The following is a 22,470-nucleotide window of genomic DNA, read 5'->3' on the forward strand; positions in this document are numbered from 1 at the left end:
TGATGAAACCAGAAACAGAAGCCGATCTCGCCGAGATCGTGAAGGGACTTGATGGGCCGATCCGCGTTTCGGGTGGTGGAACACGCGGTATCAGCGGAGATCACCCCGTCCTTGACACAACAGGCATGACCGGGATCACGCTTTATGAGCCTGGTGCCCTGACGATGGTGGCACAAGCCGGAACCTCGGTGGCAGAGATCGAGGCGGCCTTGACGGACCAGAACCAGAGACTTGCCTTTGAACCGATGGATCACCGTGGATTGCTGGCCACAGATGGTGACCCAACGATCGGAGGAGTCTTTGCTGGCAATATCAGTGGTCCAAGGCGCATTCAGGCTGGTGCCGCGCGCGACTTCCTGCTGGGAGTCCGATTTGTGAACGGCTTGGGCGTGGCGATCAAGAACGGCGGGCGCGTGATGAAAAATGTGACGGGCTACGACCTTGTGAAGCTGATGGCAGGTTCATGGGGAACGCTTGGAGTGCTCAGTGAAGTTTCGTTCAAAGTCCTCCCGCGTGCAGAAATGGAAGCAACAGTTAATATTGGTGATCTCGATCTGAAGGCCGCAGTATCGGTGATGTCTGCAGCATTAGGATCTCCTTACGACGTCACAGGTGCAGCCTATGATCCGGATAGCCGAACAGCGCAGATCCGAGTCGAAGGGTTCGCCGATTCAGTGCGATACAGGGCCGGGCGGTTGATAGACGAACTTGAGCAGTTTGGTGCGTGCCGAATTGACGAGGGTACTGAGGGCGTCTGGAGCGCCATTCGAGATGTGGCAGTTTTTCAGGATGCACCCGGCGATGTCTGGAGGATCTCGGTGAAACCGACAGATGCGTTGCAGGTAGAAACTCTCATTGGAGCCGAGGCCCGGCTGCAATTTGATTGGGGTGGCGGGTTGGTCTGGGCTTTGGTTGAGTCCGGAACTGACGTGCGGGCCAATTTGAGTGACCTTTCTGGCCATTACACTCTGGTTCGAGCGGCTCCCGAGGCAATTGACCGTTTTGGACGTTTCTCTAAACCGGCCGAACCGCTGCGAAAACTCGAAGAAGGATTGCGCAGGCAGTTCGACCCACGAGGGTTCCTGAACCCGGGTTTGATGGGGTAATCGATGCAGACAACCTTTTCAGAAGACCAGCTTCGCGACCCTGCAATTGCACGAAGCAACGAGATCCTGCGATCCTGCGTTCATTGCGGATTCTGTACGGCAACATGTCCGACTTATCAGGTATTGGGGGATGAACTCGACAGCCCACGGGGTAGGATCTACTTGATCAAGGATATGCTCGAGAACAACCGGGTGCCCGATGAAAAGACGGTTCGGCACATTGATCGATGTCTTTCTTGCCTCGCATGTATGAGTACCTGTCCATCGGGCGTGCACTACATGCATTTGGTGGATCACGCGCGGGAATATGTTGAGGCCAATTACAAACGTCCTCTCATGGATCGAATGCTGCGGTGGACGCTTGCTCGCATCCTGCCTTACCCAACACGGTTCCGGGTTGCATTGCTTGGCGCAAAAATCGGACGCCCATTCCGGTTCCTGATGCCGGATGCACGTCTGCGGGCCATGCTTGAAATGGCTCCTAAGCAGATACCGCCGGTCAGTCGCAATGACGATCCTCAAAGCTTCCCTTCACAAACAGACCGCAAGATGCGTGTGGCTTTGATGACCGGATGTGCACAGAAGGCTTTGAACACGGACATCAACGATGCAACGATCCGATTGCTGACGCGCTTGGGGTGCGAGATTGTAGTCGCCGACGGCGCAGGGTGTTGTGGGGCCTTGACCCATCACATGGGCAAGACCGATGAAAGCCACGCGACTGCCGCCCGAAATATCCGGGCGTGGACGCAAGAAATGGGCGGCAAGGGTCTGGATGCGATCGTCATCAATACATCCGGCTGCGGTACAACGGTGAAAGACTATGGGCACATGTTTCGCAATGATGCCTTGGCCGAAGATGCGGCCCGTGTGTCGGACCTCGCAATGGATGTCAGCGAGCTTCTGATGAAGCTCGACTTTCCGGAAGGTGAAAACCGGAGCCTCACAGTCGCTTATCATGCGGCTTGCTCTTTGCAGCACGGCCAGCAAATCAAGACGTATCCCAAAGACCTGTTGAAGCGGGCGGGCTTTAAGGTGGTAGAACCCGCGGACAGCCACCTGTGTTGCGGAAGCGCAGGAACTTACAACCTGATGCAGCCGGAGATCTCGACTCAACTTAAAGAACGCAAAATACGCACACTTGAGGCTAAGCAACCGGATGTGATCGCGGCCGGCAACATCGGTTGCATGATCCAGATCGGGTCAGGAACCGGAACCCCAATAGTCCACACTGTCGAATTGCTGGATTGGGTGACTGGCGGGCCCGAACCACGGTCTCTGGCTGGTGCGAAAGATCACGCGCCGGATGTCCCGCGGCTGAGATAAATCTGGTCCGTTGCCCCATTTTCGCCGCAACCGGGTGATATCCCTAGTCGGATGAACACGATGGAGGGGCCCGCGTGCGCAAGTGGCTGACAGGTTTGGCGATGCTTCTGATGCCGGTTTCGGCAGCGGCCAGCGAAGCGCGGCTCGAGCGGATGGACACGACCGAAGAGGGGCGTGTCTGGGAGGCCGTTGGCCGTCTCGATATTGATGGCAAAGGGTTTTGTACCGGCGCTCTGATTGCACCGGATCTTGTCCTGACAGCAGCCCACTGCCTGTTTGACAAGATAAGCAAAGACCGGATCGACCACAGCCGCATCGAATTCCTTGCCGGCTGGCGAAATGGACGCGCCTCGGCATACCGTGCTGTGCGACGCGCAGTTGTTCATCCTGACTATGCCTATGATGGTGCGGTTTCGACAGAGCGGGTCCGCAATGATGTGGCCTTGCTGGAGCTTGAACGACCCATTCGAAATACGACTGTTGTTCCTTTCGAGACGGCGCCTCGCCCGCTTAAAGGTCAATCCGTCGGGGTGGTGTCCTATGCGCAGAACCGGTCCGAAGCCCCGTCACTACAGGAAGTCTGCAAGGTCATGGCCAGACAGCAGGGTGTTCTGGTGATGTCATGTGACGTCGATTTCGGATCTTCGGGGGCCCCGATATTCTCGTTTGAGAACGAAGTGCCGAGGATCGTCTCAGTGGTATCGGCAAAAGCCGAAGTTCGCGGTCAACGCGTTGCGCTGGGCACATCCCTGGATGAGCCTCTCATGATGCTGCGGGCAGAGCTCGCTGCCAGCAATGGTATCGCGTCAGACTTGCCGCCCGGTGTTGGTCGCGTCGTGGTGGGCGGTTTGAGAAACGATACCGGGGCAAAGTTCATCCGGCCATGAAGTCGACCCTGATAGCGCTGATCTGGGCGTTTTGGACAACGCTCGCTTTTGCACAATCCAGTGGGCTGGTGAGATTGGATGATCGCGAAGACTTACTTGGATGGGAAGCCGTCGGGCGCCTGGAACTGGCCGGTCAGGGGTTTTGTACCGGAACTCTGATTGCGCCGGACCTCGTGCTTACGGCTGCACATTGCGCATTTGATCGTCGCAGCGGTGCCCAGTATCCTCCTGACCAGGTGATCTTCCGCGCAGGATTGCAGGATGGCAAGTCAATTGCGGACAGGCAGGTGACACAGATTGTAACTCCGCCAGAGTTTGTACCCAACGGCCAGCCTTCGCCAGAACGAATTCGGGTTGACGTTGCACTGATGCGGCTGGACACACCGATCTCGGTTGCACTTGCAAATCCGTTTGTTTTGCATTCGGGTCTCGACGGCAAGACCGAAGTTAGCCTTTCGTCCTATGGAGCAGATCGTTCTGAAGCGATCTCGCGGCAGCGCAGTTGTCAGGTGCTTTTTTCCGGCGAAGGGCTGTATGCATTCGATTGCGACGTGACCTTTGGCACATCGGGTTCGGCCGTGATGATGCGGGTCGGCAATCGGGGCCGCATTGTTTCAGTGATTTCCGCGATGGCACAAGCTCCGGACGGACGTCGGATTGCCTGGGGTATGGACCTGCCCGATGTAGTAACCCGGCTAAAGCGGCAGATGCGGCGTGACGCCGTTGCGCCAAGAGCGGAAATCCGGCGATTGGGCAACGGGTCTGACCGAAGCACTCTCGGTGCGAAATTTGTACGACCTGGCGGGTCTTGAAACCGAAATCGAACCTTCCCATCTGAATTGTGTCGGGTCGCCTGTAACAGGGATCCGGCGTATCAACCTGCCCGTCCGATCAGGAGGGTATTCGTCAAATCGCTCAAGAATGAGGATAGCGACTATGCGTAGTTTTGATTTTGCCCCGCTGCACCGGGCCACTGTTGGTTTTGACCAGATCGCAGACATGATGGACCGCGTCATGACAAATGACGTTTCGCAGCCCAGTTACCCGCCCTACAATATCGAGAAAACCGCTGAAGATGCCTACCGGATATCGGTGGCCGTTGCAGGTTTCTCAGAGGATGATCTCAGCGTTGAGGTCAAAGAAAACGCCCTTGTCGTTGCCGGACGCAAAGCCGCCGACAAAGAAGAAAAGACCTACCTGCACCGCGGTATCGCGACACGCGCATTTGAACGCCGTTTCACTTTGGCCGACCACGTTCGGGTCAAAGGTGCCAGCCATTCGGATGGTATGCTCCATATTGACCTGCAGCGGGAAATTCCGGAGGCGCTGAAACCGCGCCGGATCGAGATTTCCTCGGACAAGGTTCTTGAAAATGACCTCGTCGAGGCTAAATCTGTAAATTGAGGTTGGGTGAGTGACTGACAGAGAACCAGTCACTCTCTGACCAAAGAGAAATCCGTTCCCTCCGGATTCTTTTCGTGCCCCGCACCTGACCCAAGACAGGTGCGGGTTTTCTTTTGCAGGGTTCGTTCTGACCGCAGTCAGACCGACATGCAGACGTATTTCATTTCAAGATAGTCCTCGATCCCGTGGTGGCTGCCTTCGCGGCCCAGACCAGATTGTTTGACGCCGCCAAACGGAGCCACTTCTGTTGAGATGATCCCGGTGTTCACGCCGACAATGCCATACTCAAGCGCCTCGGCTACCTTGTAGACCCGGCTCAAGTCCTTTGCATAGAAGTATGCCGCCAGGCCAAAGATAGTGTCGTTCGCCATAGCGATGACTTCGTCTGTTGTCTCGAACTTAAACAAAGGAGCAACCGGACCAAAGGTCTCCTCCTGCGCCACTTTCATGTCTTGTGTCACGCCGGTAACCACGGTTGGTTGGAAGAAAGTTCCACCCAGATCATGTGGCAGGCCACCGGTCAGGACGTCGCCGCCTTTGGATTTCACATCGTCGATGTGCTCGCGAACTTTCTCTATCGCTTCGGCATTGATCAAAGGCCCGGTGGTGACTCCCTCAGTCAGGCCGTCACCGACATTGAGCGCTTCTGTCGCCGCCTTGAGCTTGGCGGCAAACGCATCATAGACGCCCGCTTGAACGTAAATCCGGTTGGCGCACACGCAGGTCTGACCGTTGTTACGGAACTTGCACAACATTGCGCCTTCGACAGCGGCATCCAAATCGGCGTCGTCAAAAACTATAAACGGCGCGTTTCCACCCAACTCCATCGAACATTTCATGACTTGATCGGCGGCCTGCCTCAACAGAATACGACCGACTTCGGTCGACCCGGTAAAGGTCAGCTTGCGAACGGAAAGGTTTTCACAGAACTCCTTTCCGATCTCACTGGCGCTGGAGGACGTTACAACGTTGAAGACCCCGGCTGGAATTCCTGCGCGTTCGGCAAGTACTGCGAGTACAATCGCCGACAAAGGAGTTTCGGCCGCCGGCCGGGCAACAAATGCACAACCCGCTGCCAAGGCCGGTCCGGCTTTTCGGGTAATCATCGCATTCGGAAAGTTCCAGGGTGTAATCGAAGCTGCAACGCCGATCGGCTGTTTCATCACGGTTATACGTTTGTCGCGCTGATGCCCGGGGATTGTTTCGCCATAGATGCGTTTGGCCTCTTCACCAAAGAATTCGATGAAAGAGGCACCATAAGCGACTTCCCCGACAGCCTCTGGCAAAGGCTTGCCCTGCTCTGCTGTCAGAATTTTGCCAAGGTCGTCGGCATTGTCCATCATCAAGTCGAACCAGCGGCGCAGAATGGCAGCGCGTTCTTTGCCAGTGAACTTCGCCCACTCTTTCTGAGCTGTATCGGCCTGAGCGATGGCACCTGCAACCTGAGCTCGGCTCAGATCGGCAACCTGCGCGATAACGTCCCCGCGTGCGGGGTTCGTGACGTCGAAAGTTCCGGCGTCGCCCTCGACCCATTGCCCGCCGATATAGGCTCGGGTCTCCAACAGGCTTGGATCGTTGAGAAGCGATTTTAGATCGGTGGCTGCATCAAGCACGAGGCCTACCCTCCATAGAAATTGACGGGCGCAGGCAAACAGGATGATCAAGGTTTGTCTAGGGCCACATCTGGTGATTCCGCAACGGAACTGGAGGGGTTGCTCGTGCAATTCACATGTCCAAACAAAAGAAATCAAATGAAGACCGCACGGTATCACCAATACTCGTTCACTGGTTCATATCCAACAAGCGCAATGGTCGGATTGCGACTTGGAAGGTCGTTTGCGGACAAGCCCTGGTGGCAAGCGGGGCTTACCACAGGGCAGGCTCCGGCGATGGCGTCGCCGCTTCATGCAAATCGCATGCGTGCCTGATCTCAATACATGTCCTGAACGCCGGGACCTTTTTGAAAAAGAGGGTCTGACATGACATCGCGTCCTGAATTCTATCGATTCCACAATGGCGAAAAAGCCGAACTCCAATTCGCAGTAACCGAATACGAAGCCCGCGTTGCGGGTCTTCGCAGGATCATGACAGAGCAGGGCGTTGACGCCGCTGTGTTCTCATCAATGCACAATATCTCGTATTATTCGGGGTTCACATACTGTGCCTTTGGCCGACCCTATGCGTTGGTCGTGACGCCGACCGAATGTGCGACCATTTCTGCGGGAATCGATGCTGGCCAACCCTGGCGCCGCTGCTTTGGAGATAACATCACCTATACTGACTGGCAGCGTGACAACTACTGGCGGGCGATCCGTTCGGTAGCCGGCGAAGGACGGGTTGTCGGCTATGAAAGCGATCATCTGAGCCTGCTTCAAAAGGCAAAACTTGACGCCTTTCTGGCGCCGTCCAAAACAGTGGATCTTTACGAGCCGACAATGCGCCAGCGGATGCACAAGTCTGCGGCCGAAATCGAAATGATCCGTGCCGGCGCTGCCGTTGCCGATGTGGGTGGATATGCCATTCGTGACGCCGTGAAGGAAGGCGTGCGGGAGATTGACGTTGCAATGGCAGGTCGTGACGCAATGGAACTGGAAATCGCCCGCAGGTTCCCGGATGCGGAATACCGGGATACGTGGGTTTGGTTTCAGTCCGGAATCAACACGGACGGCGCCCACAACCCTGTTACCGGGCGGGTCTTGCAACGCGGTGATATCCTGTCTCTCAATACGTTCCCGATGATCTCAGGCTACTATACCGCTTTGGAGCGGACGATGTTTGTCAAAGAAGTTGACGATGCATCACTAAAGATCTGGGAGGCAAATGTTGGCGCCCATGAACTTGGAATTTCGCTGCTGAAACCAGGTGCGTCATGCGCAGAAATCACCAATAAAATTAATGAGTTCTTTGCTGAGCGCGATCTACTGCAATATCGGACGTTTGGTTATGGTCACTCCTTCGGTGTTCTGTCGCATTACTATGGACGTGAGGCAGGTTTGGAACTGCGTGAAGATATCGACACGGTTCTGGAACCCGGAATGGTAATCTCGATGGAACCCATGCTGACTATTGCGGACGGGCAGCCCGGCGCTGGCGGATACCGCGAGCATGATATTCTTGTCATCAACGAAGATGGCAACGAGAACATTACGGGTTACCCCTACGGTCCCGAGTTTAACGTCGTAGGTTGATGCTCTGGTTGAGGCTTACTATCGAAACGCCGGGCAATTGCCCGGCGTTTTGGTAACCTAGTTATTGTTTGTGCAGATCGAAAATTCAGGCTGTGGATCGATCCAGAAAGATGGGCCTGTCCGCTCCTAATCTTCACCGACGGTCAGTAGTGAAAGCAGTTCAGAAACGGAACTCCTCATTTTTTCACTGCTATCGATAAGCCAAACAGCGTGAGTTAGGGGTTGTTCATCCATGGCCTCGGATTTCCTTGACAAGACGTCAGCGATCTCGGCGGCTCTTTGGTATTGGTTTTCGCCAGTCGCAGAAATTCTGTCAAATTCTTCGGAAACCCAGAAATTGCGGGCCGCGTCGACGTTTTTGTTTGCAGCAAGCAGCAATTCTGCAGCCGGGATCCGATCTCCATAGATCGACATTGCTCGCGCCCTAAGGTCGGCAACTTCTTCGTCTTCCATCCCCAGAAGCACCACCATTGCTCGGTGAGGTAGACCCATTTCCAACGCGAGTCGTGCCCTTAAAAGGCGGCGTTCCCTATTCTCGCCAGAAGAAAAGGGCGAAGTCAGAACGGTTTCGGCAAGTTCTGGAAATCCAAGTTCAAGCAGTCGATTGGCCAATCGTGTTTCAAGCTCAATCGGAAGGTCCATTTTCGCGCCCGCAATGTACGTGAGTGCGTGCTTTAAGAAGCTGACGTCGTCTGCGTCGCGTTCTAGCAGTTCGAGAAAGGAATGAACGGTTTTGGTCGGTATCATCGAAGTCGAAGCCGAGGTTTTGACAAGCTTGCCGAGTTCGGCCGAAGCATTATCGAAGTCACCAGACATGGCCAGCGACAAGATTGCTGCCCTGTGGAGGTCAGCGGAAAATGGGGTTTCCTGGTGTTCAAAGGCAAGGCTGGCGGCCAGCTCTCGGACATTTGGCGAGGTTGGTTTGCCGGATAAGTAGGCGTTCTCAACCAGCCGGATCAATGCCGGAATTGCCGCATCAGTCTCGCTTTGAGCGACCTGTTCAAAACCGGCTTGGGCTTCGTCAGCAGCACCTGTGTTGTCGGCCAAGACCGCCTGAGCGAGTTCGAATTGCGCTTGATCACCGGTCTCTGATTGATCGATCACACGCAAGATCATACCAGCAGTTTCCAATTCTCCACTGTCGGAAAAACGCGAACTCAGCCGTGGTCCAAGATGCATTCGGAGAATTTTAGGAAGATGAGTGAACGATTGTAAGACGGCCTCACTACGCGTGTTGGGTGGCAGTGTCGAGTTCGCCAGGACAGCCCATAGAGCCAATGTGCTATCGCAGTGCTGCTGCCCAAAAAAGGGATTGTCAGCCAAAGGTTGGTCGTCGTCGATCAGCATTGAAACTGCACCAAACGCGTTGAATTCGGAACGGTTTTGGCCCGCAAGTTCAAAAATCTGCCTTGCCTCCGCACCAAAACCAAGCGCCAGATACGCAACCGCAACCTGAATCACGCTGTCTGTGTTGAGTTGATCAAATTCTCCAAACAGGTTTGAACGTAAAGACCCAACCTCTGAAAAGGTTTCCAAATTTTCGACAGTTGCGAAAAGCTTGGAAACTTCAAATCCGTTGCAAGGCTGTGTCTTCGGGTTGCTACTTTGTGCTCCTTCGGATCTGGGTAGTGCACTTTCCAATGAAGTCTCTATCTTGACCCCAACCTTTGAGAGATCGTCGGCCAAGCCGGAAAGGTTGGTAGAAATCAACTCGCTTGTCTGCGCCGGAGTCAGCAGTTCCTGGTTTATGGCTCTGTTGATATGAGCAGCCATCCAGTGTTCCGACAGCTGGCGCCCGTCATGCTGCGTCGAAGTAACTGGGTCTACTTCAAGACTGTCGGGCAAGATCGAGATTTCTTTGGCAGTGTCGGTGGTGATTGGATCCGTAACTTTCGTGTCTTCGTTCGATGCCCGGTTTTCTTGGAAGACTGTTGGAAGGATTACAGCGTCGGCATTTTTTGTGTTTTTGTCATCGGCGATGTCCAGAACGATAAAATTTCCGGCCACGCCGAAGGACGAAACGACACATTCGCAGCCCAGATACAGACGCAAAGATTCGCCATCATCTGATTGCTCGACTTTCGACAGCCTCTCGCGCGATATGCGAGCGAAGATTTTTTTGAGGTCAAAAACCTCATTCTGACCATCGATGCGCAGTTCAGTGGCTCCACCGGTTTCGACAAGGCGCCAATTTCGCCTTTCCGGGTTCGGAACGACAAGCCTGGTGAAACCATCATGTTCGCCTGAGGTGATCGCAAGTGGCTCAGCAAAGACGGCAAACGGGAAGGCCGAGAGGAACAAAAACCAAGCCAGCTTCATGCAGCTTCTTTCTTCACAGCCTTCAAAGCCTCTTCGAGTTCTGCAAAATCTGGTCTGATGTGGGACGGAGTATTCTGTCGGCCTACTTCAATGCAAACCGCTGCAGCATGATTGTGGAGATTTGCGACAAGGACTTCTCGGATGAGTTGATAGAAATGGTGATCTTCATCTATCACAGCTTTGACTTTGGCCGCGAAAGGCCCAACCAATCCATATGCCAGAAACACGCCCAGGAAGGTGCCAACCAAAGCACCGCCGATCAGTTTTCCAAGCACTTCTGGCGGTTGATCTATTGATCCCATAGTTTTGATCACGCCAAGAACCGCAGCTACGATACCCAAAGCGGGAAGCCCATCTGCTACCGTCTGCAGGGCATGGCTCGAGTGCATCGCATGGTGATAGTTGGCCTCCATCCTCTTTTCGAGAACCTCTTCCACCTGATGCGGGTCATCATAGTTCATTGAGGCCGAACGCATTGTATCGCAGATCAGATTCACGGCTTCTTTGTCAGCCAGGATTTTGGGATACTGCGAAAAGACAGAAGATGACTGCGGGTCTTCAATGTGCCCTTCGATTTCGATTGGATTTTGTTTGGCCGTCCGAATGAGCGAAAAGAGCAGGCAAAGCAGATCTCGATAGTCGTCAGGTCGCCAATGCGCACCCTTGAAGACCTTTCCGATGTCCTTGGCCGTATGCTTGATCGCGCCCATGTCGTTGCTGATGAAAAATGCACCGATTGCGGCGCCGCCAATCATCATCATCTCAAACGGCAGAGATTTCATAATGATCCCGAATTTTCCGCCTGCCGCGAGGTAGCCCCCGAAAACCATGGAAAAAATGACTGCAATACCAATAATTCCGATCATGGCGGCCTCTTGCTCTTGATTCCGCTCAACGTCGCATCCGGACCTTAAGAAACGGTCACCAATAGATATTCGCTACTCTTGTGGGACAGTTGCGTTTCGGCCAGCCAGTACCACGCTCACAGTGTAGGCCGACTTGGGGCTAAGGTTTTCCATGATCCCTGCTGCTGTTTCGGACGGCATCCGGGCCAAAAAACCCGCTGCGAATTCGGGCGCCATTTCTTCGAACAGCGCAGCGGCCTCTTTTGGCTTCATTTTCTGATACATGACCGAAAGCCGAGCCAAATCATCTTCTGCCGCTCCATCAGCGAGAGCCAACGTACTGCGCAAGTCTTCCTCAGCTCGAGTCAGTTCGCCTATCTTGCGGTCCACTTCTGAATTGACCAGTTGAAGAGCAGTCATGCGTTCGTCGATTTCTGCTTCCTTTTGCCGAATGCGTTCTTCTCTTTTTCTGAATTCAGCGAGTAGCGTGTGCAGATCTTCCGGCGAGGTTGACGACCGGTCGTTGTTGTCATTTTCACGTTGCTCAGTGCTGAACGAAGCGCTTGCGAATGCTGGTGCCGCCTCAAATCCGAGGCGAACAATCGCTGAGCAAGTCAGCAGCATGGCTATCAGAACAAGAGCGCCGCCGCGCCTATCGCGTTTAGCTCCTTTTCTTTGGCTCATCCTTCGACCCCTTCGCTGTTGCTGTCGTGGCGAATAAACATGGGCGTCGAATTCGGTTCCCGAGCCCGAACCGGTTGTTCGCTTGAGGCCTCCGCGAGGGGAACGTCGTGCAACGAAGCCATCATGAGCTCCAGTTTCTGGGCGGCGGTCTCGGCTCTTTCAGTCAATTGCTGAAGCTCCAGCGTTGTCTGGCTGGATGCCGATCGCGCGTCTTCAATCGTTGTGGTCAAGTCTCTTACTTGTGAAGAAAGGACCGCGACCGCTCCGCCAACCCCCTGTTCCAGATCATTGAAACGGTTAAGGCGGCGTGACAGTATGAAACAGTAGAGACCAGCGCCCAACGCACCGGCCAACAACAATATGTCGGCGATCAGTTCCATCGCAATTCCTCAGCCAATTACAAACTCCATAACGAGAAGATCTCGAACCCGGCCTTCACCGGTTACGATATTGATCCGTCTCAGCAACTGGCTTCGGAGCCGAACCAGAGCCAGTGAATCGGTCAGGTTAGAAGGTTCAACGGCACGCAGATACCCGTTCATGAGATCAACGACTCTCGGTAACAGATGCTCAACTTCGTCTTGATAACCCGAATACACTTCTAACTGGGCTCGGAAGCGGAGCTGGCGCATGCCATTTGGGCCCACCAGAGAAACGGTAATGGGCTCTATGGGAACGTACTCAACGGACGGGACGGTTTCTTGCTCCGCAGCCGCAACGCGATCGGAGTACTCATTCTCTTGATTCTTTCCAATGGGCATCACGTCAGAACGTGAGAGAAAGAAGCCAGCTCCGGCCCCAATTGCTGCAAGCAATAAGGACAGAATGAACCCCTTCTTCCGTGGTTTCGTTTTCTCTTTCGGAGCTGCGGCTTCAGTCATCGGTCATCCTAATTGATCGAACGCACCCTTCATAAACCAACAGGGACTAACTGATTGTTAAGACCGTTCGCGCAATGTTTCCCAGCGCTTGGCAGAAAGTCAGCTCAAGGAGGAAGGCGTGGAGCATATCGAAAAAGTCTGGACCGGTTTGGACAGGCGAAAGCAGATTATTGTTGTCGCGGCGGGTCTTGTACTGGTGATCAGCTTGTTCACTTTGTCGCGCCTGGCGGTCCGCCCTTCGTTGACGCTTCTTTACGCCGGGTTGGACAGTCAGCCAGCCGGAGAGATTGTGTCCGCATTAGAACAGCGCGGTGTAGACTACGAGGTACGCGGAGGGTCCATATTTGTCCCCGACGGACAGAGAGACGAGCTTCGTATGACACTAGCCAGTTCCGGCCTACCGTCAAACGGCGGAAAAGGGTATGAACTGCTCGATACGTTGAGCGGTTTTGGCACGACATCGCAGATGTTTGACGCGGCCTATTGGCGTGCGATCGAGGGGGAATTGGCGCGCACGATCGTGGCAAGCCCCCAAATCGTGAAGGCGCGGGTTCATATCGCCAGCGCCGGTTCGAATCCTTTCCGCCGCAAGTCTCAGCTTTCGGCTTCTGTATCGGTCGTGCCCAGCGGTGCGCCAATTTCTCAGAACGAAGCCGAAGCGGTCAGGTATCTGGTGGCCTCGGCGGTTGCAGGATTGGGAGTGGAAAACGTCGCGGTTATCGACGCGAACGGATCCGTTGTGGGCGGATCCTCCAATTCTGAAAGCGCATCGAACTCAGCCGAAAATCGGGCGAATGTGTTACGTGAACGGGTGCTGCGGCTCGTCGAGGCGAGGGTCGGCGCGGGCAATGCCGTGGTCGAAGTCAGTGTCGACACGGTCACCGAGACCGAGTCGATCCGAGAGCGGCGTTTTGATCCAAACAGCAGAGTGGCCATAAGCACGGAAACTGAAGAACGTGCCGATTCTTCTCAGAATCAGACGGGTGAGGTAACGGTTGCGTCCAATTTGCCGGATGGCGACGCGGCGGGGCGGGATTCCCAGTCCAAAACAAGTTCGACCCGGGAAAGCATCAATTATGAGGTATCGGAGACCGAGTTAGAGATTGTTCGAATTCCCGGCGCAGTCCGGCGATTGTCAGTTGCCGTTCTGGTGAACGGGCTACAAGTCACCGACGACACCGGACAGGCATCCTTTGAACCGCGTCCCGAGCCAGAAATGGCTGCCCTGCGGGAGCTCGTTCAATCCGCGGTCGGATTCGATGCAGAACGGGGAGACGTGGTGACGCTAAAGTCTATGGAACTGCCCGAAGCGGTTCCGCTGGGTGCCACATCCTCAACTCCAGTCTGGGGCAGGCTGCACCTGAATGTCATGACTCTGATACAGGTCGGTGTTCTGGCGTTGGTTTCTATCGTATTGGGGATATTTGTAATACGCCCGATTTTGACCCGGCCACAGGCCCTGCCACCACCGTTGCCAGACGTTGTTTCCGGTCCTGGCCAGCTAAGTTCTGGGCCATTCCTTTCCGGTGAAATTGATGAAGGTTCGGGAGAAAGCCTCGGTGCACAAGCTTTGCCTGCGCCGGCAAGCGACAGGAGTTTGCAGGAAACTCCGGACGCAAAATCCGCCATAGCCGTTGAACGCCTGCGTTCCATGATCGGGGACAAACAGGAGGAAACCGTTGAGATCCTACGCGGCTGGCTTGAGGAAAACGGAGAGAAAGCGTCATGACAATAACTCACCTTCTGGAAGACTTCAGTTCAACCGAACTTGGGGCAGGACTTAGACTGATGAGTGACGACGTGCTCGAAGATCAGCGCCTTGCTTCCTTTGAGCAGGGCTACAGCGCGGGTTGGGAGGACGCGATCGATGCGCAGGCTCAAGAGCAGGGGAAGTTGACAGAACGATTTGTCCAATCCGTTGAAGATATGTCCTTTGGGTATCACGAAGCGCAAGGACAATTGATCGAGACGCTGACCCCTGTGTTTCGCAGCCTGATCGACGTGGTGCTGCCGACCGCTCTCAATGAATGCCTTGGCCAACATCTTGTCGAGCAATTGTCAGAGATCGCTCAAGAGGAAGTTGAACAACCCGTATTCCTGCACGTTCCCGCGGGTATGGCAGGTGCCCTCAGGCCAGTTCTGGTCAAGGAGGTTTCGATGCCTCTGCGTGTCACAGAGGATGCGGCACTGGGTGCAGGGCAGGTTCACATCAGAGTTGGGGATGTCGAAAGAGAGATCGACGCTGAACACCTCTTGAACTCGATCAGAGAGGCTGTTGCAGCCTTCATTTATCAAAGTACGGAGACGAAACATCATGCGTGATAGCGACACGAGCGCTCATGAAGCGAACAATCCGTTTGTTTCTGTTCCGATCGAAATTACCGTTTCCGTGGGTAAGGCCCGACCGCTGATCCGGGATCTGGTTGGTCTTGGTGAAAATGCGGTGCTGACACTGGATAAGCGTGTGGAGGATCCGGTCGACCTCTACGTCGGAGACCGTCTTGTTGCACGTGGTCAGTTGGAGGAACTCGAAGGCGAGTATGCCGGCCAGCTTGCGGTTCGTCTGATCGAGATAGCGAACCTGAAAAATGGTTTGGGATGATAAAACTCGTCTCGTATCTGGCGCTGTTTCTCATGTTGCCCTGCGCCGCAACCGCGCAGGAGCTGTCATTTTCATTTGGCGATGGCGGATCGATCTCCGCTCGGTCGATCCAGATTATTTTGTTGATCACGGTTTTGAGCCTCGCGCCCGGGCTGTTGATCATGATCACCTGCTTCCCATTTCTGGTGACGGTTCTATCGATCCTAAGGCAGGCAATCGGATTGCAGCAGGCGCCACCGAACATGCTGATCGTAAGTTTGGCCCTGTTTCTAACGTATTTCGTTATGGAACCGACGTTCTCGGCCGCGTGGCAGGATGGCCTCCAGCCATTGATCGAAGAAACGCTTCCAACTGACGTTGCCTTGGACAGGGCATTGGTTCCGTTCCGCAGTTTCATGGCTGCACGGGTCGAAGACGAGACCTATGCAGCTATGGCATCACTGCGCCCGGGCGAACTTTCTTTAGTCCCCGAGCCACAGGCACCGCTGTCCGTTCTGGTCCCGAGTTTTCTTCTTTCGGAGATTTCGCGCGCATTCCAAGTTGGTTTCCTGGTCTTTCTGCCATTCTTGATCATCGATCTTGTCGTTGCGGCCATCCTTATGTCGATGGGCATGATGATGGTGCCGCCAGCAATAGTCGCCCTTCCTTTCAAACTGGCGTTTTTTGTGGTCGCTGATGGATGGAGTTTGGTGTCGAACGCATTGGTGCGAAGTTACTTTCCTTAGGCGGATCTGGGGATGTTGGCAGAATTCACAAGGATCCATTTTGGTAACTTGCCGGAACCAAAGAAATTCAGGCCACTCGGTTCGGGGATCTTGCAAATAGACTGGGCGGTCTCTGGGAAGTATGCCATCTATTGATCCGCGTTGGTCGAGGAGGGTCAGATGTCTGAAGAACTCGGAAAGATCGAAGATCTGCCAGAAGACTATCGGCACGCATTGCGAGAGGCGGGTGTCGCGCCTTTATGGCCAATGATGCGCAATGTTTTGCCGCATAACGCCCCAAATCCGGTTTCACATGTAGGTCATTGGTCCTATGCAAACGTCCGCCCCCTGCTTCTTAAAGCCGGCGACCTCACCCCGGTAGAAAAGGCGGAGCGAAGAGTCCTGGTCCTGTCAGATCCCGGACGGGGTCTGGGTGCGATGCAGGCCACAGCGTCGATCTATCTGGGATTGCAGCTTTTGCTGCCGGGGGAAGCGGCGCCCGCCCACCGTCACACCCCCTCTGCAGCGCGGATTGTCGTTGAAGGCGAAGGCGGTTTTACTGTCGTAGATGGAGAAAGATTGCCTATGAAAGAGGGCGACCTCGTCCTCACGCCCGGGGGAGATTGGCACGATCATGGGCATGATGGAGATGAGCCCGTCGTCTGGCTCGACGCTCTGGACCTGCCATTGTTTGTCTATCTGGAAGGCTCATATGCAATTGAAGGCGAACTCCAAGCCCAAAGGAATCGGCCAGATGCCAGCGCGGTTGAATATGCTGCTCCGGGAATGGTGCCTTCACGAACTGGCGGGCGCGGGGCACGGCGATACCCGATGATGCGTTACCCTTGGAGTGCGGCCGAGGAAGCTTTGCGGGCAATGGCACGACACGGAGAGGTCGCGGAATTGGACTACATCAATCCGGAAACCGGAGATGCCGTTTTACCGGCGCTCGGGTTCACGGCAATGATGCTGAAATCCGGGCAAACTGAGCAACCCCCGCTGCGCTCCTGCTCATCGGCCTTTCACGTTGTTCGCGGATCGGGACGCACCGTGATCGATGGGATCGAAGTTGCCTGGCAGGAAAAGGACACGTTCACGGCTCCGATTTTTGCCGAGTTGGTTCATGAGGCTGATGAAGAGAGCTTTCTGATCCGAATTCACGACCGTCCGCTTCAGGACAAGCTGGGCTATTATGAGGAAAGAACAAGATGAACGAAACGCTGTTTGATCTGCCGCCGGTTCCCGCCATCCCTGTCAACGGCGAAACTGCCGGCTACCCGATCGGGCGCATCTTCTGCGTAGGGCGCAACTATGCTGCCCATGCCGCTGAGATGGGCGCAGAAGTTGACCGCGAGGCACCGTTCTACTTTACCAAGTCCCCGGCTGCGGCTGTTCTGAGCGGTGCAACGGTGCCTTACCCTCCGGGCACCGAGAATTATCACTATGAGATGGAGCTGGCGCTCGCAATTGGAGCCCCGATGTTTCGCGCGGCATCTGCCGAAGCCTGGGCCGGGGTTTATGCCTATGGCTGCAGTCTGGACATGACTCGGCGCGACTTGCAGATCCGTGAAAGGAACAAACAAAGACCCTGGGATCTTGGAAAAGACGTTGAGAATTCGGCTGTGTTTTCTCGCCTGACACGAGTTTCGGAGTGGGGTCATCCAGATGACCAAAGGATTCAACTTTCGGTCAATGGAAAAGTGCGCCAGGACGGAAGCTTTTCGGAGTTGATATGGAAGATTGATGAAATCATTTGCCATCTTTCCCAGTTTTATCACCTCAGACCTGGAGACCTGATCATGACGGGGACTCCCGCTGGTGTCGGACCAGTAAAAGCAGGTGATCACATCAGTGGTGGGATTGACGGGCTGGATCCTATTTCTTTGACTTTGGGCCAGGCGGAGTAGACGACAATGCCAAACCGGGTCCTGATTGCCGGAGGCGGGATTGGAGGTTTGGCGGCAGCTATCGGTCTGGCTCGGCAAGGATGGTCGGTTCTTGTCCTGGAAAAGTTGGAGAAATTCGGAGAAATCGGCGCAGGAATCCAGCTGGGACCGAATGCTTTTCATGCCTTTGACCGGCTTGGGGTAGGCGGCACCGCTCGAAAGATGGCTGTGTTTATCGACAACCTTCGCCTGATGGATGCGATATCCGGAGACGAGATTACACGAATACCGTTAGGTGAAGAATTCCGCCTACACATGGGAAACCCTTACGCGGTTGTGCATCGGGGGGAAATGCACGGGATATTGCTGGAGGCTTGCCAAGCGCATCCGCGCATTGAACTTTGGACAAATAGCCAAGTGGTGGAATACACGCATCTGCCAGATGGGATCGTTGCTCATCTTTCCGATGGACGGCAAGTTCAGGGCTCTATCCTCATCGGAGCCGATGGACTCTGGTCGCGGGTTCGCCGGCAGATGTTGGCTGACGGGCCGCCCCGTGTTTCCGGGCATACGACCTATCGTTCGGTCATACCGGTTGGGGAAATGCCCGAAGACCTGCGATGGAATGCGGCAACCCTTTGGGCGGGACCGAAATGCCACATCGTTCACTATCCGTTGTCCGGTTGGAAGTTGTTCAACCTAGTCGTGACTTATCACAACGACGCGCCTGAGCCGGTGGCCGGGCTGCCTGTTGGACATGACGAAGTACTGAAGGGGTTTGAGCATGTGCATCCTGTCGCCCGTCAGGTCATCGAGAGAGGGCAGGGGTGGAAGCTTTGGGTTCTTTGCGACCGGGAACCGGTGATGAAGTGGACGGATGGGCCGGTAGGATTGCTTGGCGATGCCGCTCATCCGATGCTTCAGTACTTTGCTCAAGGTGCCTGCATGGCGGTTGAGGATGCCGTTTGTCTTTCAGATGCACTGTCGGATCCCAAAGCTGATCCAGGCTCTGCTTTGCTTGCCTATCAGAATGCGCGGGCCTTGCGAACGGCGCGGGTTCAACTGCAGTCGCGCGAAATCGGTAATCATATTTATCATCCGGAAGGCGCGCATGCGGCCCTGCGAAACCAGATCATGAGGAGCAAGTCGCCACAAGACTGGTACGAGGCCCTTGGCTGGCTCTACGGCAAATTATCTACCTAGCCTATTGATAGTTACAAATGCACCTAATACGACGTAAAAAGTTGACATTTACCGACCGAACGGTCAGTTGTTGAAACAACCGACATGTCTGAGAGAGATTCGGGCATAATTCAATAGTTTCACGGCTGCGCATTGCAACATTCTTTCGGGTTTGCATGATAGTGCGTGAATACGGTCAAAGGGGAGGAATCACATGACCACTCGTAGAATGCTACTTGGCGCAATGAGCGCAGCAGCGATTGCGGCCTTTGGGGCGACATCTGCAATGGCGCAGGAAGTGACGTTGAAACTTCATCAGTTCCTACCGGCACAAGCCAACGTTCCAAAACTAATTCTTGATGTTTGGGCCGATAAAGTGGAAGCGGATTCCGACGGTCGTATCAAAATCGACCGTTACCCTTCGATGCAACTGGGTGGTAAGCCGCCTGAGTTGATGGACCAGGCCATCGACGGCGTTGCAGACATCGTCTGGACTGTGGTTGGTTACACACCCGGTCGCTATCCATCGACCGAAGTGTTCGAACTGCCCTTCATGATGACCAATGCGCGCGCAGTGTCGCACGCATACTGGGAAATGTTTGAAAAGCACATGAAAGACACCGAGTTCAAAGATGTTCATATTCTGGCAACGTGGGTTCACGGGCCGGGCATGATTCACACAGCTGACCCGGTTGAAACACCAGCTGACCTGCAGGGCATGAAAATTCGTGGCGGCTCCCGCTCGGTCAATTCTCTTTTGACCGAACTGGGGGCGACGCCAGTTGGTATGCCTGTGCCTGCCGTTCCGGAAGGACTCTCCAAAGGCGTTATCGACGGCACCACTATTCCGTGGGAAGTTACGGCGGCTCTGAAGGTTCCTGAACTGGTAGAGAACCATACCGAGTTCACAGGAAAGGCGTTGTACACGCTGACTTTTGTCTTGGCGATGAACAAGGCCAAATATGACGGTTTGCCCGATGATCTGAAGAAAGTCATTGATGACAATTCCGGTCTTGATCTTTCGGTTTTCGCCGGAGGCACACAGGCGGACGCGGATGGTCCCTCGCGCGAGATGGCGCTGGATCTTGGCAACAACGTAATCACGCTTGACGAAGCCCAGACCGCAGAATGGCGGGAGCTGTCGCAGCCGATCTACGACCAGTGGATCGCTGACATGGCCGAAAAGGGCAAAGACGGTCAGGCGCTGATCGACGAAGCTACCATGCTGATCGAAAAGTATACGCCTCAGTACTCGAACTGATAGCGGTGCAAACGAAGCAGCCGCGGCGACATGCTCGCCGCGGCTTTGCGTATCCGGAAAAGGAACGGGGTGCATGCACAAGCACATGACGGCGTTGGCAAGAACAATGGCCGCGATCGGCGGAATTGTCCTGACGTTGCTTATCCTATTGACATGTCTGTCAATCGCCGGGCGGTTGCTGAATGGCTTTTTTCACGGAGGGTTCATGCAAGGCCTGATGCCGGGCTTCGCAAACTGGATGCTGGACGTGGGTGTGGGCCCGATCAACGGTGATTTCGAACTTGTCGAGGCAGGCGTTGCATTTGCCATCTTTTCCTTCATTCCGTTGTGTCAAATTACCGCTGGTCACGCGTCGGTCGATATTCTGGCAAACAATTTTCCGAAACGAGTGAACCGCTTTCTCCGCATGATCACCGAAATCGCTTTTGCCGCAGTGCTGATACTGATCGCTGTGCGACTTGGTGACGGGATGCTGAGCAAACTTCGAAATGGAGAAACATCGTTTCTGCTTCAGTTCCCGGTCTGGTGGGCCTACGCGGCCAGTCTTGTAGCGGCGATGGTAGCAGCACTGGTCGGCGTCTACATGGCTGCCATTAGGACATACGAATTTCTGACTGGCCGAATTCTGATCTGGGATGGCGTGGAGGCCGAACAATGACGACCTTAGAAATTGGCATTGCCTCCTTCCCCGCATTAATGGTCCTGATTTTTCTTCGGGTTCCGATCGGGCTTGCCATGTTCCTGACCGGGCTTGTCGGCCTGGTAATCGTGACGGATGGAACCCAGGTTGCCTTCGGGCGCTTGAAAAGTGAGACATATTCAACGTTTTCGTCTTATTCGCTGACGATCGTTCCGATGTTCCTGTTGATGGGTCATTTTGCAACGCTGGGCGGGATGTCCAGTGCGCTGTTCAAAGCCGCCGAAGGCTTTCTTGGTCACCGTCGCGGAGGGGTAGCGATGGCTGCAATCGGCGCCTGCGCGGGTTTCGGGGCCATTTGCGGCTCGTCGCTTGCAACTGCCGCCACCATGGGGCGGGTCGCACTGCCGGAACTCAAAGAATACGGCTATGCCGGTGGGTTCTCGACCGCGACACTGGCCGCCGGAGGCACGTTGGGTATCCTCATCCCGCCTTCGGTGGTCTTGGTTATCTATGCAATTCTGACGGAACAGAATATCGCCAAGCTCTTTCTGGCGGCCTTCATACCGGGAATTCTTGCCGCCATTGGTTACGTGGTTGCGATTTCAATCTATGTCCGTCTTTACCCCGAAAGTGCCGGTACCCGACCCGCCGTGCCTTGGGGCGAGCGGTTCACCGCGTTGTTTCACGTCTGGCCCGTTCTTTTGGTTTTTGGGCTGGTTGTCGGCGGCATCTATCTCGGTTGGTTTACTCCAACAGAGGGTGCCGCGGTCGGGGCGTTCGGAACCGGACTGATTGCCTTTCTGAATGGAGGGCTGAACCGTGAAAGTCTGGTGGATAGCTTCATGGTGACAGCAAGGTCAACCGCGATGATCTTTTTCATTGTGTTGGGGGCGGGATTCTACAACGGCTTTCTGGCGCTGACACAGGTGCCTCAAGAGTTGGCAGATTTCGTGGTTCGGCAGGGTTGGAGCCCGTGGATGGTGCTGTCAATGATCCTCGTTTTCTACCTTATCTTCGGATGCCTCATGGACTCGCTTTCCATGATCCTACTGACGATCCCGATCTTCTTTCCGGTTATTTCGGTTATGGATTTCGACATGGTTAATCTGGCTGTGCTTCAGGCCGATGCCGCCAGAGAAGTGCTAAACGCTGGAGTTCCCGAGGGAATGGGCGCAGAGATGCTGGCGTCGATTCAGGATGCGATTGCAACCGGAACCGAGTTGACTCGAGAGCAGATGAAAGAACTCGGTGTTCGGGTCACAAAAGGTATGGCCAACCGAATGGAGGCCGAACAGGTTGCGATCTGGTTTGGTATCCTTGTCCTAATTGTAGTGGAAGTCGGTCTGATTACGCCACCTGTGGGGATGAACCTTTTCATCATCAACGCGATGGATCGCAAAACGCGTATCGTAGACACTTACAAGGCTGTGATGTTCTTCGTGACCTCGGATCTTGTCAGGGTGGTCATTCTTGTTCTGTTTCCTTCGATTACGCTTTTTCTGCTTCGCTAAACAGGTGTCAAAGAAAATTGGGTTCGGCCCGGGTGCATACCGGG

The 22,470-nt window shown here is 54.7% G+C and carries 22 protein-coding genes; 16 read left to right on the forward strand and 6 right to left on the reverse strand.

Features of this window, described 5'->3' with window-relative positions; genetic code table 11:
• Positions 1-2: 2 nt before the first annotated feature.
• From ACP15U_RS09780 to ACP15U_RS09800, 5 genes are all read left to right on the forward strand, one after another.
• Positions 3-1,106, forward strand: coding sequence for an FAD-binding protein (locus ACP15U_RS09780; RefSeq protein WP_425044952.1), 1,104 nt, complete (start codon positions 3-5; stop codon positions 1,104-1,106).
• 3 nt (positions 1,107-1,109) lie between these two features.
• A complete protein-coding gene (gene glcF, locus ACP15U_RS09785; protein ID WP_425044953.1) occupies positions 1,110-2,432 on the forward strand; it encodes a glycolate oxidase subunit GlcF in 1,323 nt (440 codons plus the stop codon).
• 101 nt (positions 2,433-2,533) lie between these two features.
• Complete coding sequence (locus ACP15U_RS09790) at positions 2,534-3,319, forward strand: trypsin-like serine peptidase (protein ID WP_425045000.1); 786 nt, start codon at positions 2,534-2,536, stop codon at positions 3,317-3,319.
• Positions 3,316-4,131, forward strand: coding sequence for a trypsin-like serine peptidase (locus ACP15U_RS09795; RefSeq protein ID WP_425044954.1), 816 nt, complete (start codon positions 3,316-3,318; stop codon positions 4,129-4,131). Before ACP15U_RS09790 ends, ACP15U_RS09795 begins: the two co-directional genes overlap by 4 nt.
• Before the next feature lie 124 nt (positions 4,132-4,255).
• On the forward strand, positions 4,256-4,723 hold the full coding sequence (locus ACP15U_RS09800) for an Hsp20 family protein (protein WP_425044955.1): 468 nt from the start codon (positions 4,256-4,258) through the stop codon (positions 4,721-4,723).
• 137 nt (positions 4,724-4,860) lie between these two features.
• Here ACP15U_RS09800 and ACP15U_RS09805 read toward each other — a convergent pair whose 3' ends face one another.
• Positions 4,861-6,336: an NAD-dependent succinate-semialdehyde dehydrogenase gene (locus tag ACP15U_RS09805; RefSeq protein WP_425044956.1), complete on the reverse strand. Its 1,476-nt coding sequence runs from the start codon at positions 6,334-6,336 to the stop codon at positions 4,861-4,863.
• Between the two features lie 366 nt (positions 6,337-6,702).
• Between ACP15U_RS09805 and ACP15U_RS09810 the strand changes: the two genes are divergently transcribed.
• The gene (locus tag ACP15U_RS09810; RefSeq protein WP_425044957.1) at positions 6,703-7,911 is read left to right on the forward strand and encodes an aminopeptidase P family protein; all 1,209 of its coding nucleotides are present in this window, start codon (positions 6,703-6,705) and stop codon (positions 7,909-7,911) included.
• A gap of 126 nt (positions 7,912-8,037) precedes the next feature.
• Here the strand turns inward: ACP15U_RS09810 and ACP15U_RS09815 are convergent, their stop codons facing one another.
• The 5 genes from ACP15U_RS09815 to ACP15U_RS09835 all read right to left on the reverse strand — a co-directional run bounded on the left by ACP15U_RS09815 (position 8,038) and on the right by ACP15U_RS09835 (position 12,640).
• Positions 8,038-10,230, reverse strand: coding sequence for a hypothetical protein (locus ACP15U_RS09815; RefSeq protein WP_425044958.1), 2,193 nt, complete (start codon positions 10,228-10,230; stop codon positions 8,038-8,040).
• Positions 10,227-11,096 carry a flagellar motor stator protein MotA gene (motA, locus tag ACP15U_RS09820; protein ID WP_425044959.1) on the reverse strand — a complete coding sequence of 290 codons (870 nt, stop codon included), beginning with the start codon at positions 11,094-11,096 and terminating at the stop codon, positions 10,227-10,229. The genes ACP15U_RS09815 and motA overlap by 4 nt, the downstream gene beginning before the upstream one ends.
• A gap of 72 nt (positions 11,097-11,168) precedes the next feature.
• Positions 11,169-11,759, reverse strand: a complete 591-nt coding sequence (locus tag ACP15U_RS09825; RefSeq protein ID WP_425044960.1) for a MotE family protein — start codon at positions 11,757-11,759, stop codon at positions 11,169-11,171.
• Positions 11,756-12,139 (reverse strand): hypothetical protein, encoded by a 384-nt coding sequence (locus ACP15U_RS09830; protein ID WP_425044961.1) that lies wholly within the window; start codon positions 12,137-12,139, stop codon positions 11,756-11,758. Before ACP15U_RS09830 ends, ACP15U_RS09825 begins: the two co-directional genes overlap by 4 nt.
• 9 nt (positions 12,140-12,148) lie before the next feature.
• On the reverse strand, positions 12,149-12,640 hold the full coding sequence (locus ACP15U_RS09835; RefSeq protein WP_425044962.1) for a flagellar basal body-associated FliL family protein: 492 nt from the start codon (positions 12,638-12,640) through the stop codon (positions 12,149-12,151).
• A 118-nt stretch (positions 12,641-12,758) separates the two neighbouring features.
• On the opposite strand from ACP15U_RS09835, the gene fliF reads away from it, so the two are divergent.
• From fliF to ACP15U_RS09885, 10 genes are all read left to right on the forward strand, one after another.
• Entirely contained in the window at positions 12,759-14,369 is a 1,611-nt protein-coding gene (gene fliF, locus ACP15U_RS09840) for a flagellar basal-body MS-ring/collar protein FliF (RefSeq protein ID WP_425044963.1), read from the forward strand.
• A 59-nt stretch (positions 14,370-14,428) separates the two neighbouring features.
• Positions 14,429-14,962 (forward strand): ABC transporter ATP-binding protein, encoded by a 534-nt coding sequence (locus tag ACP15U_RS09845; protein WP_425044964.1) that lies wholly within the window; start codon positions 14,429-14,431, stop codon positions 14,960-14,962.
• Complete coding sequence (locus ACP15U_RS09850; RefSeq protein WP_425044965.1) at positions 14,955-15,242, forward strand: FliM/FliN family flagellar motor switch protein; 288 nt, start codon at positions 14,955-14,957, stop codon at positions 15,240-15,242. Before ACP15U_RS09845 ends, ACP15U_RS09850 begins: the two co-directional genes overlap by 8 nt.
• Positions 15,239-15,967 carry a flagellar type III secretion system pore protein FliP gene (gene fliP, locus ACP15U_RS09855; RefSeq protein WP_425044966.1) on the forward strand — a complete coding sequence of 243 codons (729 nt, stop codon included), beginning with the start codon at positions 15,239-15,241 and terminating at the stop codon, positions 15,965-15,967. Before ACP15U_RS09850 ends, fliP begins: the two co-directional genes overlap by 4 nt.
• A gap of 159 nt (positions 15,968-16,126) precedes the next feature.
• On the forward strand, positions 16,127-17,158 hold the full coding sequence (locus ACP15U_RS09860; RefSeq protein WP_425044967.1) for a cupin domain-containing protein: 1,032 nt from the start codon (positions 16,127-16,129) through the stop codon (positions 17,156-17,158).
• On the forward strand, positions 17,155-17,853 hold the full coding sequence (locus ACP15U_RS09865; protein WP_425044968.1) for a fumarylacetoacetate hydrolase family protein: 699 nt from the start codon (positions 17,155-17,157) through the stop codon (positions 17,851-17,853). Before ACP15U_RS09860 ends, ACP15U_RS09865 begins: the two co-directional genes overlap by 4 nt.
• A gap of 6 nt (positions 17,854-17,859) precedes the next feature.
• Positions 17,860-19,035 (forward strand): 3-hydroxybenzoate 6-monooxygenase, encoded by a 1,176-nt coding sequence (locus ACP15U_RS09870; RefSeq protein WP_425044969.1) that lies wholly within the window; start codon positions 17,860-17,862, stop codon positions 19,033-19,035.
• A gap of 193 nt (positions 19,036-19,228) precedes the next feature.
• Positions 19,229-20,275 (forward strand): TRAP transporter substrate-binding protein, encoded by a 1,047-nt coding sequence (locus ACP15U_RS09875; RefSeq protein WP_425044970.1) that lies wholly within the window; start codon positions 19,229-19,231, stop codon positions 20,273-20,275.
• 73 nt (positions 20,276-20,348) lie between these two features.
• Positions 20,349-20,933 (forward strand): TRAP transporter small permease, encoded by a 585-nt coding sequence (locus tag ACP15U_RS09880; protein WP_425044971.1) that lies wholly within the window; start codon positions 20,349-20,351, stop codon positions 20,931-20,933.
• Positions 20,930-22,426 carry a TRAP transporter large permease gene (locus ACP15U_RS09885; RefSeq protein ID WP_425044972.1) on the forward strand — a complete coding sequence of 499 codons (1,497 nt, stop codon included), beginning with the start codon at positions 20,930-20,932 and terminating at the stop codon, positions 22,424-22,426. The genes ACP15U_RS09880 and ACP15U_RS09885 overlap by 4 nt, the downstream gene beginning before the upstream one ends.
• The last annotated feature ends 44 nt before the right edge of the window (positions 22,427-22,470 follow it).

The organism is Primorskyibacter sp. S87 (assembly GCF_049801055.1).
Lineage (GTDB): Bacteria > Pseudomonadota > Alphaproteobacteria > Rhodobacterales > Rhodobacteraceae > JBNAGF01.